The following is a 16,715-nucleotide window of genomic DNA, read 5'->3' as shown; positions in this document are numbered from 1 at the left end:
GCAGCGGTCGGTCGAGGGGTATCCATGAACAGCTCTGTCCTGGAGCGTTCGCCTCTCGACGCCGATGCGCTGATCGCGGAGGCGCGCGCCGCGACCGGACTGTCGGATTTCGGACCGGACCTGTCCTTCATGACGGGCTTTCGTCGGCTGGTCGAAGCGGTCGAGGCGATGGACCCGCCAGCCCAGCTGCGCGAGACCGCGCATCACAAGATTGTCGGTTTGCTCGCGACCCGGTTGCGCTTCGCCGAAGACGAAAGGCAGCATCCGGACATTGTCGCGCAGGACGTGGGGGACCCGCTGATCGTCTGCGGCCTGCCGCGCACCGGGACGACGATCACCTATGACCTGCTCTGCCTTGATCCGGCCGCTCGCGCGCCCCGCGAATGGGAATGGTATATCCCCTGGCCTGCCCCGGAAGAAGCAAGTTTCGACAGCGATCCGCGCATCGCGCAGGTGCAGGCCATCTATGAAAACTGGCTGAAACACGCGTCGCAACTGGCCGATATCCAGCGGATGGACTGCACTCAGCCGGGCGAGTGCAATCATGGCATGATGCTGCATTTCGCCAGCACCAATTTTCCGGCCGAACTGGGCGTACCCGATTTCGCCCGCTGGTTGCAGGATACCGTGCCGGAAGGGCAATATCGCACCCATAAGCGGATGCTCCAGCAATATCAGTGGAAAGGACCCAAGGGCCGCTGGACGCTGAAATCACCGCAGCATCTGATGGACCTGCCCGGTCTGGTGGAGGCCTATCCCGGCGCGATGTTGGTGTGGACCCATCGCGATCCGGTGCTGACCTTCTCTTCGTTGTCGAGCATGATCGCGGGGTTCCTCGCTGCCGTGGGCGGCGCAGACGACCTGAAGGCGATCGGCCGGTCGGTGGTCGACACCTGGTGCGCGGCGATGGCCCGCGCGACCGAAGCGCGGGCGAATGATCCGGCGATCGAGGGCCGCATTCTCGACCTCGCCCATCGCGATATCGTTGCCGATCCGATGGCGGCGATGCAGCGCATCTACGACCGTTTCGCTCTGCCCTTCACCGACAAGCATCGCGCGCGCATCACCGCTTTTCTGGCAGACAATCCTGCCGCCAGCCGCCTTGGCAAGCACAAACACAGTCCGGAACAGTTCGGCATTGATCCGGGCGAGGTGCATGAACGGCTTGCCGGCTATTATGCGCGCTACGGCCATCTGTTCGACCGGGCGCGACCCTGATGTCTGGAGTATGAGCATGAGCGTTCTCGACCGTTTCCGCCTCGACGGGCGCACCGCCATCCTGACCGGCGTAGGGCCGGGCGTGGGAGAACATGTCGCCAAGGCCTATGCCGAATTGGGCGCCAATGTGGTCCTCTCCGCCCGCTCGCAGGGCCGGCTCGACCGGATTGCCGCAGAGATCAACGCGGCCGACGGCGGCAGGGCGATCGCCATCGCCGCCGATGCGGGCGAGAAGGCCGATCTTGAACGGCTGGTGGCGGGCGCCCGTGAGGCTTTTGGGCCGATCCATATCGTTTTCAACAATGCCGCGGCCGGCGTGGTCTATGCCGCTGATGGCGGGCTTTGGGCGAACACGGACGACGTCTGGAAAACGGCGATGGACGTCAATGTCATGGCGACCTGGCGTCTGACCGAACTGACCGAGGCCGATATGAAGGCGCATGGCAAGGGCAGCATCATTTCAGTCCAGAGCTGCGGCGGCTTCACGCCAATCCCGCCCGCCGTCGCCTATGGCGTGTCTAAGGCGGCGCTGCTCTTTCTGGTGCGCGAGCTGGCCAAGACGCAGGCGCCGCACACGCGGATCAACTGCCTGTGCGTCGGATCGATGAGTCCGGACGGACAAGAGGCCGATATTCACAAGGGGCTGGGCCTGGCCGAGCGCAACGCGATCAAGCGCTTCGGCGCGGCGGACGAGGCGGTAGGCGCAGCCATATTGCTGGCGGGGGACGGCTCCAGCTACACGACCGGCAGCACCATCTTCACCGAAGGCGGCCGGGTGGGGACCATTTCATGACCGCCAACCCCCTCTGGACCGAAGATCAGGCGGCGGCGGAACGGCTGGCGCTACGCCTGATCGAACGGGCCGACATCCGCGCCGCGCGCGAGGAGGCGCGCCTCCTCTTATTGGCCGATCCGCTGGCGGCTACGCTCGACGGACGGCTGGGGCTGGATCGTGCGCTCGATCAGTGGGTGCTGGGGCTCGCCATGCGCGAAGCCAATGGTGATCCCGCCGATCCCAAGGTCGTCTGGAATATCAGCAACGCCCCGCGGCGCTGGTTCGGCCACATCTATCCGGGTGCGGCGGTGGCGATCGACAATCCCGACAATTTCAATCGCGAAATTCCGGTCGATGGCGATGGGCACTATGCCGTCGACATCCGCTTTTCCGCCGATCCGCCGCAGTTCAGCATCGTTGCCGAGGTCGAGCCGGAGCATCATGCGGGACTTGGCCGTAATCTGGGCGCGCTGACGCTTCAGCAACTTCTGCCCTTCTGCGATGCCGATGGGCAGGTGACGGTGACCGTCGGCCCGCAGGAAGGCGGTGCGACCCATTTGCGGACCGAGCCGGGCGCGCGGATTCAGGTCTATACCCGTGACAGTCAGCGCGACTGGCGGCAGGTGCCGGCACAGGTCAGCGTCCGTCGCCTCGACCCGCCATCGGACCGGCGCCCGCGCAGCGAGAGCGAGATTGCCCGGACCATCATCGCCGACCTGCCTGCCTGGGTCGCCTTCTGGTCGGGTTTCAAAAATGATTTTCTCGGCCATCCCGAACCCAATCGGCTGATCGGACCCAATGGCCGTGACGGGGGTTGGGGCTATCTGGCCGGTGGGCGCTTTGCACTGGGGGAAGGGCAGGGGTTGCTAGTGACCATCGATCCGGCGGGCAGCTATTATACCGGCATCCAGATCGCCGACCCGTGGACGATCTCGCCAGATCCGATGCTTCGCATGGTCAGCCTCAACAGTGGGCAGGTCACGCCCGCCGTAGACTGCACGGTCAGCTATGTGGTGGCGGGCGTCGATCCGGGCATCGCCAACTGGATCGATACAACGGGCCTCGAAGAAGGCTGGGTGCTGCTGCGCTGGCAGGGCGTGTCCGAAGGCGCCGACCCCGCCCGCTTCATTCGCGACGTGCGTGTCGTCGATCTGGCGGCCATCGACCGCGAAGTGGACGCAGGTGTTCCCCGGGTCGATCTCGCCCTGCGAGAACAGCAGTTGCGCGATCGCGCGCGCCAGCATTTCCTGCGAACCCATGCCGCGATCTGGGGAGACGCATGATGCAGCCCAAGGGCTCGATACTGGAACTGTGTCAGGTGGTGCGCGACATGGAGCGCGCATTGGCTCACTGGACGCGGGTCATGGGGGCGGGACCGTTTTTCGTTTTCGACGTGCCCGTGCTGCCGGGCCAGATCTATCGTGGCGCGCCGACGCAGGTGGCGATGAAGGTCGCGTTCGGCTTTTCCGGCGGACTGCTGATCGAACTGCTCCAGCAGACGAATGAGGGGCCTTCGGTCTTCACCGAAATGCTCGACCGTCATGGTGACGGCTATCATCATGTCATGCTGCGCATTCCCTATGACGAGGGGGTGGAGCGGCTGTCCGGCGAAGGCTATGCTATGGCGTTCAGCGGCATGATGCCGTCGGGCGAAAGGTTCGCGCTGTTCGATACCCGCGCAGGCAATGGCGGCTATGTCGAACTGATGGAGCTTTCGCCTGCGATGGAAGCGTCGCTCGACCGGATGCACGCCGCCCATCGCGCGTGGGACGGGATCAGCCGCCCCGTCCGATCCATCGCCGACCTCGACTGAGGCTCAGGCCGTGCCCGCGACGGCACGGATCGCGGTCAGCAGCATGTCGGTCGCGCGGGTGAAGGCGGCTTCCACCACATCGCGCTGCATCGCCAGCCGTTCGTCATTGTCGGTCAGGCTTTCCGCCACGACGACATTGCCCAGCACGATGACGGAGAAAATCACCAGCATCTCTTCGCTTTGCGGCCGTGTCAGCCCTGCCTCGGCCAGCCCCTCGAAGATGGCGCGGCGGATCGCCAGCGCATTGGGTTGCTCCAGCCGGTTGGCGCTGCGTGACAGGATGAAGGCGGCGGACCCCGGAAAATCGCGATAGGCCAGATGGACCGCGCGGGCGATGCTGCGGAGGCGGCTTTCCCAGTCCGGCGCCGACAGGTCGGGCATCCGGCCGCGCAGAATCTCGTCGGTCAGCAGGCCGAGCATCTCCTCCTTGTCGCGGACATGGTGGTAGAGCAGACGTGGCGACACGCCCAGACGCTGCGCCACCGGACGGATATTGAGCGATTCGATTCCGCCCGACCGGGCCATGTCCAGCAAGGTCGCGACCAGCCGGCTGCGGTCGAGCGCAGGCCCTTCGGATTGTGGCGGTCGGCCGCGCCGGGGGATCCGTGCGAGCGGTTTTTGGTCTGCCCTCATGCCTTCGCTTTAAGCCGAGGCGCGGCACGGGTCCATGCCCCACGGTCCTGTAAGACCGTGGGGCAAAGAATCACAGTTTCTTCAGCTCGGCATTCGACAGACTGGTCGTCACGCCCTTCTCACCCGCGCTCAGCGTGGTTGCGGGGATGGTGATGAACTTTCCGCGATAGATGACCCGCACCGCGCTCACGGCGCCGTCGCCGGCGGTCAGCACCCGATCGACCTTGCCGATCTTGGTTCCATCGGCGGAGTAGACCGCCTCGTTGCGATCCACCGCAGGCGCTTGGGCAAAGGCGGGCGCGGCCAGGCCCAGAGCCGTGAGCGCGATGATGATGGTATTCATATGCTGAAATCCTTTGTCGAAGATGGCGACCTGTTGGCGCAGTCCAAGGATGGTTTCAAGAGAAAACCAATACACATCGAAAAGAATCTGTTCTATCTGTCTTACATGCATGAAAAAAGCAGCCGGATGGCAATCGGAGAGGCGATGAAGGGCAGGGGCGGGTCAGGCGCACGCGACCAATGGTTTCTGCTGCTTCTGGGTGCGATCTACATGTTCAACTTCATCGATCGCACGATCATCGCCGTGGTCGGCGAGGCGATTCGCCACGATCTGCGGCTGAGCGATCTTCAACTCGGCATGCTCGGCGGGCTGGCTTTCTCGCTTTTCTATGCCGTGCTGGGGATTCCGCTCGCGCGGCTGGCCGAACGCTACAGCCGGGTGCGGATCATTGCCGTGGTAACCATGCTGTGGTCGCTGATGACAGCGCTCTCCGGCGCAGCGGGGAGTTATGTCCAGCTCTTGCTGTGCCGCATGGGCGTAGGCATCGGAGAAGCGGGCTTCACACCGGCGCTCGTCTCGATGATTTCCGACCGGTTCGATGCTGGTCGCCGCGCGGTCGTCTTTTCGCTGATAGCGATAGGGGTACCGCTGGGCGGCGCCATAGCGGCGATCGCTGGTGGCGCGATCGCGCAGACATTCGGTTGGCGGCTCGCGCTCGTGGCGGTCGGCGCACCCGGTCTGCTGCTGGCGCTTCTGCTGATCGCGACGATTCCCGAGCCCGAGCGGAAAGATGCGGGGCAAAGCGTGGATACGCCTCCCTTCGCCATGGTGTTGCGGCGGCTCGCCCATTCCCCCGCTTTCCTGCACCTGACCTTCGGCAGCGGTTTTGTAGGGCTGGTCGGGTTCGGGACCAACCTGTTCCTGATCCCTTTGCTGGTCCGCCGCTTCGATCTGCCGCTTGCCCACGCAGGTCTTGTGTTTGCGCTTTCGTTCAGTCTGGCGACAATGGTCGGGCAGGTCAGCGGCGGCTATCTGATCGGACGCCTGATCCGGCGTGATATACGCTGGGGCGGATGGGCGCCCGCGATCGCGGTGGGGCTGGCGCTGCCCTTCTATCTGCTCGCGATTCATCAGTCGGACTGGCGATGGCTGGTCGCCTTTCTCTTCGTCGCCACCACCTTACTCTACGCCTTCACCCCCGCCATCATGACCATTACACAATCGCTGGTCGAACCGCGCATGCGGGCATCCGCCGCCGCGCTCCACTCCTTCGGCCAGACCGTGGCCGGGCTGGGATTGGGATCGGTGGTGCTGGGCTATCTCAGCGATCGTTTGGCCGTGTTTCTCTACGAGGGGAATTATGCCGCCGACTGTCTCGCTGCGGGGAGGGGCCCACCGCCGGCGGCCTGTCTCTCGGCTGCGGCAAGCGGTCTGCAACTGAGCATGCAGCTATCCGCATCCGTGCTTTTGATCGCGGTTCTCCACTATCTTCTCGCCGCAAAAAATCTACCGCTGGAGGCAAATGCGTCGTGAAGGACGGGAAAGCTGTCGAGGTTCGGCCAAGCGGCCCTGAACGGGATGACGCGTCGGTCTTGGCTATGCCACCCTCCCGGCCTGTCGATTACAGGACCGCGTACAGGCGGCGGAAAGGATAATGAGGATGGGAAGAGCAGGAGTTATCGGGTTGGGGCAGATCGGCGCGGGCGTCGCCATATGCCTTGCGCGGACAAATCAATTGGCGGCGGTCTATGACATTCGTGCCGATGCTGCCGACACGTTGGAAGGGGTGCCGCCCGTCGTCGCCAGTCCGGCGGAACTGGCCGCGCAGGCCGACGTCGTCATCATCGCCGTCGTCAACGCAAAGCAGACGATTGACGTACTGTCAGGCCCCGACGGCGTTTTGTCGCGCGCGCGGCCGGGCATGGTCGTGGTGTTGGTGGCGACCGTCTCGATCGAGGATCTGAACGCCGTTCGCGCCCTGACCGACGCGGCGGGCGTGGAACTGGTCGATTGCGGCGTGACCGGTGGCCCCAAATCCCGCGAACACGGCCTCGTCTGCCTGGTCGGCGGCACGGATGAGACCATTGCGAATGTGCGCCCGGTGCTGGACGGCTTTGCCAAGCTGGTGGCGCATATGGGCGGCCCCGGCGCGGGCATGGCGGCGAAGATCGCGCGCAACGTCATCGTCTTTGGCTGCCTGCGCGCCGGCTATGAGGCCTCCGTATTGTGTCGCAATGCCGGGGTGGATGTCCGCCAACTTGCGCAAGTGATCGACGCCAGCTCCGACAGCGTGGGCGGACCGTTGATGCTGGCGGTACGTGACGATCCGTCGTCCAGCGAGCAGGAAGCGGCGGTGCGCGAATATACGCGCGGGCTGATGGTCAAGGATCTGGATGCGGCCATCGATCTGGCGCGCAGCTATGGCATCGCGTTGCCCTTGGTCGAACTGACACGCCGGACCGATCAGGCGGTCGTCGGCCTTGAAAATGTAATGGGAGAAAAGGCATGAGCATCGACGAAGCGCAGTGGCAGAAGGGACTTGAAGTGTTCGACAAGGTCTACGGACCGGGATCGTCGGACATGACCCGTCCGTATCGCGACTCTTCCTTCAATCAGGAAATCGTCGGCAACCAGTTCGCCAATCTGTGGGCGAGCGATATCTTCTCGATGCGGGAGAAGCGCCTGCTGGTGCTGGGCGCGACCGCCATGCTGGGACGCGCCGATCTGGTCGAGATCCAGATGAACGGCGCCCTCATCAATAACGAATTCACCGATGAGGAGTTGGACTTCCTGCCGCTCTTCATACTGTTCTATGCCGGGGCGGGCAACACGACCACCGTGTTCCGGGGGATCGAAGCCGCCAAGGCGCGGCGCAAGGAGCGCGACGCCGCATCCAAATGACAGGGCGTGCATGACAAAGGGCGGTCTGGTCGAAGAACCAGGCCGCCCTTTTCTTATGCTTCGCCGCTATTGTGGGCACGGCGGATCGCGCGGGACGCCAGCAGCAGCAATAATCCCCCGGCAAAGGTGAACAGCATGGCGGTGCCGATCCCCCAGGCGACACCCGCCGTCCCCCCGACAAAGTCACTGACGGCGCCGATCAGATAAGTGCCGGCGCCCACGCCGATCAGGTTTGCCCCCAATTGCACCAGAGATACCGCAAGGCCCCGCAGGCGCGGCCCGGCGATGGTCACGATGACGGCGTAGATCGGGCCGTTATAGGAAGCGCTGAGGAAACCGCAGGCCATCAGCAGCGCCAGCATCAGATCAAGGTCCCGGAACAGCACGGTGCCGACGCCGGTCACTGCCGTCAGCAAGGGGATCACCGCGCCAAACAGGGATGTGCGCGCCGGATCGAAGCCGCCACGGCGCCGGTTGATGAGGTCGATTACCCAGCCCGCGAGGAATCCGCCCAGGGAGCCGAGGCCGCCATAGGCAATGGCGATGAGGAAACCCGCCCGCGCAATGGGCATGCCGTGGACCCGGATCAGGAAAGTGGTGAGCCATGTGCTCATGCCGTAAATCCCCGCCGCGATCAGGACGATGGCGAAGATGCAGTAAAGCAGTCCCGGTCGCGCCGCGAGCAGGCGGATACGCTGCACCAGCCTCAGCGTCTCTCCTTGCAGCGGGGCCGGCCCGTCATGCGCGCCGCGCAAAGGTTCCCGGACGGTGAGCAGCAGCAGGGGCGCCAGCACCAGTCCCGGTACGCCGGCGGCCACAAATGCCCAGCGCCATCCGGCGTTCTGCACGATCGCACCGCCCACAATGAAGGCGATGGCAAGGCCGATACCCGAACTCAGATACCAGATGCCGATAGCGGTTGCGCGTCGGTCCTCCCCGAAATAGTCGCTCAGCAATGACATGCCGGTCGGTGAACCGCCCGCTTCGGCCGTCCCTACCGCGGCACGGCCTACAAGCAATGTCCAGAATCCGGTCGCCAGGCTGCACAAAGCGGTCGCGCCGCTCCACAGCGTGAGTGCCGCAGCCATCAGGTTGCGACGGTTCCAGTTGTCGACCGCTACGCCGAAGGGCAGGGCGGCGAGCGCGAAAAATATGCCATAGGCAAAGCCCGCCAATATCCCGAGTTGTCCATCCGACAGGGCAAATTCATGCCCGACCGGCGCCAGCACCAGCCCGATGATGGCACGATCGATGCCATGGCAGGTCTGCGCCAGCGTCAATATGCCCAGCACATACCAGGGATAATGGCTGACGGCGGCGGGTTTTTCCGGCAGCGCTCTCATGGCGCCCGCTGCTGCAAGAGCGGTGCGATGGACATTGAGCGCCTCCTGTTTTTGGATATCAGGCTGAGGTGCGTGAGAAACGCATAGCATATGTTCCCCATGCCGCCCTCGGCCAGATTGTGTCGAGTATGGTTTATGGATGTGCCGCCCTTGGGTGTCTTGACCACCTATCCGAAGATAGAAGTAAAAGTGGGTGCTGCGCCTATCTGATGCACAGAGAGAAGAGAAACAGGCAGAGGTGGCGATGTTTCGTCCGGAGAGCGATTGGACCGGCCAGGACAGGTTCGGGGTCAAGAATTTCTACATCGAAGCGGTGGCGACCGTTCGCGATGCTCGTGTGGATTTGCGTCATTTCGATTGGGTTTTGCCCAGCAGTGGCGTCTTCAGCCCTGAGAAACATTATCTGGATTATTCGCTCGACGGTCAACCGCGACGCAGCATGGTCAGCATGGGCCGACCCGATCGGCGTGTCGCTTCGGGTGACATCCTCTACATGCCGCCGCATCGCCAATATGTCGGCGAACCCGCGCTTCAGGAACGGCATCTGGTGTGTGTCGCGCTGGGGGACGAATTTCTGGAAGAACTGTTCGACGGCGAGCAGCCGCTAAAGCGGGTGGACCCCTGCGCTGATGTCCAGAATGTTTCCATGCGCCGCCTTTTTGCCGGACTGGCGGCGGAATTGCGGGCGCCCGGCTTCGCGAGCCAGACTCTTGTCGAATCGATGCTCATGGGGCTGGCAGTCGAACTCGTCCGGCACATGTGTCCACGGGAATTGGGCAGCACGACATCACGCGGTGCGCGGCAGGTACGCAATATCATCGACTATGTGATGGACAATCTGTCCGGCCCCCTTGGCATCGCGGATATTGCGCGCGACTGCAACATGAGCGTGCGCCATGTCGCCCGCGTGTTCAGGGACGGAACCGGCGTCAGTCTGGGTGAATTTGTCGCGCGCAGCCGCATCGCTTTGGCCAAGGAACTGCTGCGGAACGACGGCGCGCGGATCAAGGAAATCAGCTGGCGCTGCGGCTTTAGCAGCACCTCGGCCTTTTCTGCTGCCTTTCGCGCCGCGACGGGCCAGACGCCTAAGGATTTCCGCTGCCAGCCGCCGCAGGTCCATTGACCCGGCAAACAGGAAACTATCGATCGGCGGCCAAATTCTGTCGCCGCACAGTCAAACAGGAGCCTACCACTATGGAGCGCATTATCTCCAAGCTAGACGCACTCTGCGTTTACAAATCGAAGTCGGATAAAATGATGGGGAGGGAAAAAATGAGCAAGGCCGCTGCTTTAGGTGCGATCGCCACAGGCGCGCTGATTGCCGCAATGGGACAGCCTGCCTATGCGCAGCAGCCGCAATCGGGTGCCAGCGAAGGCATTCAGGATATCGTGGTCACCGCGCGCCGTACCGAGGAAAGTCTTCAGACCACGCCTATCGCTGTCACCGCGCTTACGCCCGAAGCGCTGACGACCGCCAAGGTCGAAAACGTCGTCGATCTTCAGCGCACCGCTCCGGGCCTTGTCATCGGCCGTGGTTCGGCAGGCGGCGACGGTATCGTCTTCGTCGCCATTCGCGGTCAGGGCAATCTCCAGCCGATCCTCGCCAACGATCCTGCCGTCGCCACGTACATTGACGGTATCTACATTCCCCGTCCATCGACGGGCATGACCGACATTCAGGACGTCAAGCGGCTGGAAGTGCTGCGCGGACCGCAGGGTACCTTGTTCGGCCGCAACACGACTGGTGGTGCCATCAACATCGTTACCAACGATCCGAACGACCAGCTCAGCGGTGCATTCAAGGCAGAATTTGGCAATTACAGTACGCTGGGCGCGCAGGCCAATATCAATGTGCCGCTTGCGGAAGGCCTGGCGATTCGTCTGAGCGGGGCGATCAACGACCGGGACGGCTATGGCGACAATCTTCTCACCAAGCGCGACTTTTCCGACAACAACAGCAAGTTCGTTCGCGGCAAGCTCAAATATGAGGGCAATGGCTGGGATCTGACCCTGTCGGGCGACTGGAACCGCCAGTCCAACCATGGTCAGCAGATCGCGCTCTGGGCCTTCAATCCGGCGATCGTTCCTGCGGCCTTCCAGCCGGGGCTCACCGCGGGCCTGCTGACCAAGGAAAACTGGTGGGGCAATACAACGACCGGCACGTCGATCCCGGCCACCATCGGTACGCTGACTCCAGAGGCGCAGGCACTCTATGGCGTGCGGCCATTTAATACGCTCGAAGTATACGGTTTTTCCGGCACCCTGAATGTTGAATTGGGCGGCCTGAACTTCAAGTCCATCACCGGCTATCGCCACTCGATGAACTATGGTCAGAACGACACGGATGGCACTGCTGTCCCGTTGCTGGCGACGTTCGCGGGGTCTGGTTCCTATTATATTTCTCAGGAATTTCAGCTTTCCGGCAATATCACCGACAGCCTGAGCTTCATCACGGGCGCCTATGCGGGCAAGGAGAGCGGCTACGAATTCAGTCGGTCGCAGATTTTCGGCGGACTCATCCGTGATTCGAACGCCGATGTCACCAACAAGACCTTCGGCCTGTTTGCCCAGGCCTATTATGAATTGACGCCGAAGCTGCGCGCGGTGGGCGGTTTCCGCTATACCTGGGACACCCGCGACAGCCTGCTGCATAATGCGCAGATATATGGCCGACCCTATAATGTCGCCGTGGCGGGGACGCCGACCGGCATCAACTGTACGGTGACCCCGACGGAACCGGTTACGGCCACCACCTGTAATCAGGCGCAGAATGCCAAGTTCAATTATCCGGCCTGGAATCTGGGTCTCGACTGGCAGGCCAGCGACAATCTCTTCCTCTATCTCGCGACCCGTGGCGCGGCCAAGGCCGGTGGCTGGAACCTGCGGGCAGGGGGGCTGCCCGCCTTCGCCCCCGAAAAGGTGAAAGACGTCGAAGCCGGCCTCAAGGTCGATCTCTTCGACCGCCGGCTGCGTTTCAACACCGCGGTCTTCCACACGTGGAAGGATGACAATCAGGCGATCGTCAACAGCTTCGTCACCGGCATTGGCGTCACCCAATATATTCAGAATAACGGCAAGGTCCGTATCTGGGGCATGGAAAATGAAATCACGGCTGTGCCGTGGGAAGGCATGACGCTCAGCGTCAACGGTTCGCTGCAAAACGGTAAATATGTGAAGGGTAGCTTCAGCGAAATTCAGGTGGTGGCTGGCAGCGGCTGCACGAACGGCGCTGGGGTCGTCAATGGCTGCGTCGTCGACCTGAGTGGTTTGCCGCTGCTGCAATTGCCCAAGAAGCAGCTCAATATCAGCGCCACGCAGAAAATTCCATTGGGAGCGGGCACGCTTGCTGTCACCGGCGCCTATTCCTATGTCGGCGCTCAGCATTTCGATGCCGTCAGGGCGGCGGATCAGGCGTCGGCTGCGACAAAGGCCGCCTATGACACGGAAAACCGCTTTGGTCGTGTGCCCGGCTATGGCATTTTCAACGGACGTATCGCCTTCCAACTTGAAAATCCCAATGTCGAAATCGCCGTCTATGGTCGCAACATCACGAACAAGAAGTATCTGCTGCGGCGTTTCCCCGATCTCTATCGGACATTGGGCATCACAGCCGCCTATGTTGGTCAGCCAGCCACCTATGGCGTGGAAACGACGTTTAAATTCTGATCGGATAAAGCGGATGGCGGGAGAAGCTATGGCCAGTACGGCTTTTTCCCGCCAGCCCATGACCGGGGAACTTGAAAGATGATGAGGTTGGTAGACAGGGTGGCGATCGTCACCGGCGGCGGCGGTGGTATCGGTGCCGCCGTCGCGCGGCGCCTCGTTGCGGAGGGGGCTCGCGTCGTGATCGCCGATCTGTTCGAGGAGGCGGCCGTCCGTGCGACCGCCCCGTTGGGGGACAAGGCGCTGGCGGTTCAGTTTGATGCCGCCGATCCGCAGTCGGTAAAGGCGATGGTTGATCGCACCGTCGACCATTTCGGGAGGCTCGACATATTACATAATAATGCGGCGATGACCGATCCGGACAAAAGTCCGCAGGACACCACCGCCGTCGACATTCCGATCGGGATCTGGCGCGAGATTCTCGACGTCAATCTCACCGGCTATTTGCTGGGATGCAAATATGCGATCCCGCATATGGTCGCCGGTGGTGGCGGTTCGATCATCAATACTGCGTCCAATTCGGGCACCGCCGGGGATCTTGCGCGCATTGCCTATGGTTCGTCCAAGGCGGCGATCATCGGCCTCACCAAATATGTGGCGACCCAGCATGGGCGGCAGAATATCCGCTGCAACAGCATCGCGCCGGGCGTGGTGCTGACTGAAGCCCTCGAAAAAACCGTGCCGGGCCTGAAGGAGATTATTCAGCGGCATATATTGACGCCCGAATTCGGTACGCCCGATGATATCGCCGCGTTGGTCGCCTTTCTTGCTTCGGACGAGGCGCGCTACATCACGGGTGAGAATATATCCATTTCTGGCGGCGGCCTTGTCCACCAGCCCCATTATGCCGATTTGCTGGCCTTCATGCAGGCGAAGGACTAGCTGTGTCCAACGCCTGCACTTCGGTTCTCAGGGGGTTAATGAGCGGTCCGATGAAAATAGCGGATCGTCAGCCGGCCATCGGCGACCTTGTAGGTTTCGAGGCTCGGCAGCGTCACAATGCCATCCTTGGTTTGCAGGCGATTGGCTACATAGGCCGCGCCCTCCGATCCGTTGACAATCACCTCCAGCGGCTCGGTCGTGCATTTTCCGCCATATTCCGCCCACATCTCCGCCATAGCGGTGCTACCGTCGACGGCAGGCGATCCGACATATTCGATCGTAAAGCCTTGGGGGCCCAGCGCCCGGAAAAGCCGGTCGAGTTCGTCACGCTTTCCCTCGTTCCACAGCCGGTAATTGTCGCGGATCGCCTGTTCCAGATCCGGCACTTCTACCTCGCTCATGCGCATCGCCTCCTGTCATTGCGGATCATCCGCATGGCCGCCAGTCTCGATCGGATGACCAGGACCGCACCTGTCTTTGGCAAGGGTGGAAATTATCTCTTTTTGCTTCGGAGAATATGATGACCAAACCTGCGCAACAGCCCCTTCCGGATCATGTGCCACCCGAACTGGCGATGGCGCTGCCGCTCTTTTCCCGGCAGGTGATCTACGACAATCCGCAGGAGGTGCTGATCCCGGCCATGCATGCGGACCTGCCGCCGGTCACCTATGTCACCAACATCTTTCCCGGTGACCAACCCGGCTGGCTGCTCAAAAATGCCGAGGATGTGCAGGCGATGCTGCGCGACGCTGACAATTTCACCAAGAACGGCATGGGCAAATGGGCGCAGAATATCGGCGAGAACTGGCTGGTCATTCCGACCGAAGCCGACCCGCCCATTCACACCGGTTACCGCAAGGCGCTGAACAGTCATTTCGCGCCGCAGAAGATGTTCGCGATGAAGGAACAGGTGCGCGAGCGTGCGCGGACCTTGATCCATGCCTTCAAGGATCGGGGTCAGTGCGATTTCATCGAGGAATTTTCGGAGAAATTCCCTATCTTCATCGTCCTCGATCTGCTTGGACTGCCGCAGGAAAGAATGGCGCAATTCCTCAAATGGGAAAAGGAAATGCTCCACTCCAATGACTGGGAAGTCCGCGGCAACGCCGTGCGCTGTGTGAAAGACTATCTGCTGGAGGAGATTGAGGCCCGCCGCCAGCAGCCGCGCGATGACTATATCAGCAAGGTCCTGACCTTTGAGGTGGATGACCGCCTGTGGAATGATGACGAGGTGCTGGGGCACTGTTTCAACCTGTATATCGGTGGACTGGACACGGTTACGTCGCTGCTCGGCAATATCTTCAACTATCTGGCGTCTCATCCGGACAAGCAGAACGAACTGCGCGCTGATCCGTCGCTGATCGTCCTCGCGGTCGAAGAATTCCTCCGCGCCTTCGCGCCGGTCACGGCCTTCCGCATCGCGACGAAGGTCATCGAAATTCAGGGGCAGAAGATTATGCCTGGGGATTATGTGGCCTTCAGCTCACCCGTGGTTGGTCGCGATCCGGCCTTCTACGATGATCCTCAGGCCATTCGCTTCGACCGTAAGGCGCCGCATATGTCGCTGGGCAGCGGTATTCACAAATGTCTGGGGATGCATCTCGCGCGGCTGGAACTGCAAATCGCGGTCGAGGAATTCGTCACGACTTTGCCGGAATTTCGGATCAAGGACGGCTTCAAAGTGCCGTATTTCGTGGGCAATATTCTGCATGTGCCGGATCTCCACCTGCAATGGGACTGAATATTCCCATGGCCCGGGACTGTGATCTGTGGGCGCATGAGGTCTGACCGGTCAAATTGGTTCTGGAGCGGTTATCTGATTGCATCGGATAACCGCTCCAGCGTCAGCCGCGCAGCATCTCGTGCCGGAAACCCCGGGGGCTGAGGCCGGTCGCCTTGCGGAAGGCGGCACTGAAGGCCGCGACGCTTTGGAAACCGCAATTGCCCGCGACGACCTTGATAAGGGCGCCATCCTGAACCAGTTCTCGCTTGGCCTGCGCAATCCGCGCATCGGCAATGTAACTGCCCAGGGTCTTCCCGACCGTGTTCTTGAAGGTCCGCATCAGATGCCGTGAACTGACGCCGCATTCTTCGGCCAGATCGACGATCGACAATGGCCCCGCCAGTCCGGCCTCGATACGCTCCTGAAGGCGGCGCAGGCGCCAGCCCGCCATTCGTGGATCGGCGGTGTCATCGCATTTGTGAGCGATCTGAAGGTGACGAGACAGGTCGATGACCAGCGACAACGCAATGGTTTCGACCATGATGTCGGGCGCGAAACCGGGATTGCGCACTTCCTGGGCGAGGCGGGCGAGGCCCTGACGGACCCACGGCGCCTTGACGTCGAAACAGGGGGGCAATGACGAAGGCATTACCTCATTCTGAAAGAGCTGATCGGCTGTCAGGCTTTCGAAGGTCAAACAGAATATGCGATATTCGCTGGGTTCGCAGCGCGCGTCAAACTGGCTCCCCTTTGGCAGGTAGGAAACCTCGCCAAAGGGTGGCGCATGGCGTTTGCCGTCGGGCAGCAGACGCGCGCCCCGCGCGCGCGGGCCGAGCGAATAGTCGAGATAGTGACTGTTCGGCTCGAACCTGGCGTCACAGCTGCGTTCCCACGCAAAATGCCGGATATCGGCACGAATGCCGTTTGCGATGATGCTGTTCTCGACATGGAAGTAGGATACGGTGAGCGGCTGGCATGGGAGGATGGTGCCCGTTGACTGCATCATAGATCGCCCGCCTGCCATTGCACCTTCCGTCCCTTTTCATTCGCGCCTGTTTGCGCCGCAAAGCAGGATATGACAAAGCCGGCAGGTTCGAACGCGGAGCATGCAAGGGCGACTGCACCAGTAACCGATCCCTGTGTGTCGCGCCTGCGTTCAGAGCTTGCCTTCCATGCTGGTCATTGACCCCGGTCATGAGCGGATATTATGGGGCCTTGTCTGCAGCACGTCGACTCGCAATCATATCGCGCAAACCGGACATCCCATCGCGAAACCGTCATTGCGTTCATGGCCGACTGGTCGGAAAATCTCCAAAGCATCGCGAAGAGGACATTAGGTCGCGTTGACAAAAGGGATTCCCAACTCGGTGAAGTTCTGATTCAAGCTTGGCTTTTCGAAGGGCAGGCATGGATCGCGGCGACCTGAGCGACGCAGAATGGGAATTGATCGGGCCGCTTCTCCCACCCGAGCGGGGCAGGCA

Annotated in this window: 16 protein-coding genes; 11 read left to right on the top strand and 5 right to left on the bottom strand. The window is 61.9% G+C overall.

What is annotated here, in order from left to right; genetic code table 11:
• Positions 1-24: 24 nt before the first annotated feature.
• Genes K7W03_RS04630 through K7W03_RS04615 form a run of 4 tightly spaced genes read left to right on the top strand, consistent with a single transcriptional unit; the run spans position 25 to position 3,806 of the window.
• On the top strand, positions 25-1,218 hold the full coding sequence (locus tag K7W03_RS04630) for a sulfotransferase family protein (RefSeq protein WP_222885719.1): 1,194 nt from the start codon (positions 25-27) through the stop codon (positions 1,216-1,218).
• A gap of 16 nt (positions 1,219-1,234) precedes the next feature.
• Complete coding sequence (locus K7W03_RS04625) at positions 1,235-2,011, top strand: SDR family NAD(P)-dependent oxidoreductase (protein WP_066563898.1); 777 nt, start codon at positions 1,235-1,237, stop codon at positions 2,009-2,011.
• The gene (locus K7W03_RS04620; RefSeq protein WP_222885718.1) at positions 2,008-3,276 is read left to right on the top strand and encodes a hypothetical protein; all 1,269 of its coding nucleotides are present in this window, start codon (positions 2,008-2,010) and stop codon (positions 3,274-3,276) included. Before K7W03_RS04625 ends, K7W03_RS04620 begins: the two co-directional genes overlap by 4 nt.
• Positions 3,273-3,806: a VOC family protein gene (locus K7W03_RS04615; protein WP_102999870.1), complete on the top strand. Its 534-nt coding sequence runs from the start codon at positions 3,273-3,275 to the stop codon at positions 3,804-3,806. The genes K7W03_RS04620 and K7W03_RS04615 overlap by 4 nt, the downstream gene beginning before the upstream one ends.
• 3 nt (positions 3,807-3,809) lie before the next feature.
• Here the strand turns inward: K7W03_RS04615 and K7W03_RS04610 are convergent, their stop codons facing one another.
• Positions 3,810-4,439, bottom strand: a complete 630-nt coding sequence (locus tag K7W03_RS04610; RefSeq protein ID WP_102999871.1) for a TetR family transcriptional regulator — start codon at positions 4,437-4,439, stop codon at positions 3,810-3,812.
• A 70-nt stretch (positions 4,440-4,509) separates the two neighbouring features.
• Entirely contained in the window at positions 4,510-4,782 is a 273-nt protein-coding gene (locus tag K7W03_RS04605; RefSeq protein WP_222885717.1) for a PRC-barrel domain-containing protein, read from the bottom strand.
• Positions 4,783-4,815: 33 nt separating this feature from the next.
• On the opposite strand from K7W03_RS04605, the gene K7W03_RS04600 reads away from it, so the two are divergent.
• From K7W03_RS04600 to K7W03_RS04590, 3 genes are all read left to right on the top strand, one after another.
• Positions 4,816-6,255: a spinster family MFS transporter gene (locus K7W03_RS04600; RefSeq protein WP_226869699.1), complete on the top strand. Its 1,440-nt coding sequence runs from the start codon at positions 4,816-4,818 to the stop codon at positions 6,253-6,255.
• Between the two features lie 127 nt (positions 6,256-6,382).
• The gene (locus K7W03_RS04595; RefSeq protein ID WP_102999873.1) at positions 6,383-7,231 is read left to right on the top strand and encodes an NAD(P)-dependent oxidoreductase; all 849 of its coding nucleotides are present in this window, start codon (positions 6,383-6,385) and stop codon (positions 7,229-7,231) included.
• Complete coding sequence (locus K7W03_RS04590) at positions 7,228-7,623, top strand: carboxymuconolactone decarboxylase family protein (RefSeq protein WP_066562944.1); 396 nt, start codon at positions 7,228-7,230, stop codon at positions 7,621-7,623. The genes K7W03_RS04595 and K7W03_RS04590 overlap by 4 nt, the downstream gene beginning before the upstream one ends.
• Positions 7,624-7,676: 53 nt before the next feature.
• Here the strand turns inward: K7W03_RS04590 and K7W03_RS04585 are convergent, their stop codons facing one another.
• The gene (locus tag K7W03_RS04585; protein ID WP_226869698.1) at positions 7,677-8,966 is read right to left on the bottom strand and encodes an MFS transporter; all 1,290 of its coding nucleotides are present in this window, start codon (positions 8,964-8,966) and stop codon (positions 7,677-7,679) included.
• A gap of 244 nt (positions 8,967-9,210) precedes the next feature.
• Here K7W03_RS04585 and K7W03_RS04580 point away from each other — a divergent pair, with 244 nt between their 5' ends.
• The 3 genes from K7W03_RS04580 (at position 9,211) to K7W03_RS04570 (ending at position 13,511) form a co-directional block, all read left to right on the top strand.
• Positions 9,211-10,089 carry an AraC family transcriptional regulator gene (locus tag K7W03_RS04580; RefSeq protein WP_102999874.1) on the top strand — a complete coding sequence of 293 codons (879 nt, stop codon included), beginning with the start codon at positions 9,211-9,213 and terminating at the stop codon, positions 10,087-10,089.
• A gap of 149 nt (positions 10,090-10,238) precedes the next feature.
• The gene (locus K7W03_RS04575; protein WP_102999875.1) at positions 10,239-12,632 is read left to right on the top strand and encodes a TonB-dependent receptor; all 2,394 of its coding nucleotides are present in this window, start codon (positions 10,239-10,241) and stop codon (positions 12,630-12,632) included.
• A gap of 78 nt (positions 12,633-12,710) precedes the next feature.
• Entirely contained in the window at positions 12,711-13,511 is an 801-nt protein-coding gene (locus K7W03_RS04570; RefSeq protein ID WP_102999876.1) for an SDR family NAD(P)-dependent oxidoreductase, read from the top strand.
• A 35-nt stretch (positions 13,512-13,546) separates the two neighbouring features.
• Here the strand turns inward: K7W03_RS04570 and K7W03_RS04565 are convergent, their stop codons facing one another.
• The gene (locus K7W03_RS04565) at positions 13,547-13,912 is read right to left on the bottom strand and encodes a hypothetical protein (protein ID WP_066563889.1); all 366 of its coding nucleotides are present in this window, start codon (positions 13,910-13,912) and stop codon (positions 13,547-13,549) included.
• 116 nt (positions 13,913-14,028) lie between these two features.
• On the opposite strand from K7W03_RS04565, the gene K7W03_RS04560 reads away from it, so the two are divergent.
• Positions 14,029-15,252 carry a cytochrome P450 gene (locus K7W03_RS04560; RefSeq protein ID WP_066562938.1) on the top strand — a complete coding sequence of 408 codons (1,224 nt, stop codon included), beginning with the start codon at positions 14,029-14,031 and terminating at the stop codon, positions 15,250-15,252.
• Between the two features lie 103 nt (positions 15,253-15,355).
• On the opposite strand, the gene K7W03_RS04555 is transcribed toward K7W03_RS04560, so the two are convergent.
• The gene (locus K7W03_RS04555; RefSeq protein WP_222885716.1) at positions 15,356-16,240 is read right to left on the bottom strand and encodes a helix-turn-helix domain-containing protein; all 885 of its coding nucleotides are present in this window, start codon (positions 16,238-16,240) and stop codon (positions 15,356-15,358) included.
• Positions 16,241-16,715 lie beyond the last annotated feature (475 nt).

This window comes from Sphingobium sp. PNB (genome assembly GCF_019873065.1).
GTDB classification, from domain to species: domain Bacteria; phylum Pseudomonadota; class Alphaproteobacteria; order Sphingomonadales; family Sphingomonadaceae; genus Sphingobium; species Sphingobium fuliginis.
Note: the sequence above shows the minus strand (reverse complement) of the source record. Positions and strands in the feature narration are given on the sequence as shown.

Excerpts from the sequence above, each read along its gene's own strand:
- K7W03_RS04630 (WP_222885719.1), top strand. The coding sequence starts at position 25 with ATGAACAGCTCTGTCCTGGAGCGTTCGCCTCTCGACGCCGATGCGCTG.
- K7W03_RS04625 (WP_066563898.1), top strand. The coding sequence starts at position 1,235 with ATGAGCGTTCTCGACCGTTTCCGCCTCGACGGGCGCACCGCCATCCTG.
- K7W03_RS04620 (WP_222885718.1), top strand. The coding sequence starts at position 2,008 with ATGACCGCCAACCCCCTCTGGACCGAAGATCAGGCGGCGGCGGAACGG.
- K7W03_RS04615 (WP_102999870.1), top strand. The coding sequence starts at position 3,273 with ATGATGCAGCCCAAGGGCTCGATACTGGAACTGTGTCAGGTGGTGCGC.
- K7W03_RS04610 (WP_102999871.1), bottom strand. The coding sequence starts at position 4,439 with ATGAGGGCAGACCAAAAACCGCTCGCACGGATCCCCCGGCGCGGCCGA.
- K7W03_RS04605 (WP_222885717.1), bottom strand. The coding sequence starts at position 4,782 with ATGAATACCATCATCATCGCGCTCACGGCTCTGGGCCTGGCCGCGCCC.
- K7W03_RS04595 (WP_102999873.1), top strand. The coding sequence starts at position 6,383 with ATGGGAAGAGCAGGAGTTATCGGGTTGGGGCAGATCGGCGCGGGCGTC.
- K7W03_RS04590 (WP_066562944.1), top strand. The coding sequence starts at position 7,228 with ATGAGCATCGACGAAGCGCAGTGGCAGAAGGGACTTGAAGTGTTCGAC.
- K7W03_RS04585 (WP_226869698.1), bottom strand. The coding sequence starts at position 8,966 with ATGAGAGCGCTGCCGGAAAAACCCGCCGCCGTCAGCCATTATCCCTGG.
- K7W03_RS04580 (WP_102999874.1), top strand. The coding sequence starts at position 9,211 with ATGTTTCGTCCGGAGAGCGATTGGACCGGCCAGGACAGGTTCGGGGTC.
- K7W03_RS04575 (WP_102999875.1), top strand. The coding sequence starts at position 10,239 with ATGAGCAAGGCCGCTGCTTTAGGTGCGATCGCCACAGGCGCGCTGATT.
- K7W03_RS04570 (WP_102999876.1), top strand. The coding sequence starts at position 12,711 with ATGATGAGGTTGGTAGACAGGGTGGCGATCGTCACCGGCGGCGGCGGT.
- K7W03_RS04565 (WP_066563889.1), bottom strand. The coding sequence starts at position 13,912 with ATGAGCGAGGTAGAAGTGCCGGATCTGGAACAGGCGATCCGCGACAAT.
- K7W03_RS04560 (WP_066562938.1), top strand. The coding sequence starts at position 14,029 with ATGATGACCAAACCTGCGCAACAGCCCCTTCCGGATCATGTGCCACCC.
- K7W03_RS04555 (WP_222885716.1), bottom strand. The coding sequence starts at position 16,240 with ATGATGCAGTCAACGGGCACCATCCTCCCATGCCAGCCGCTCACCGTA.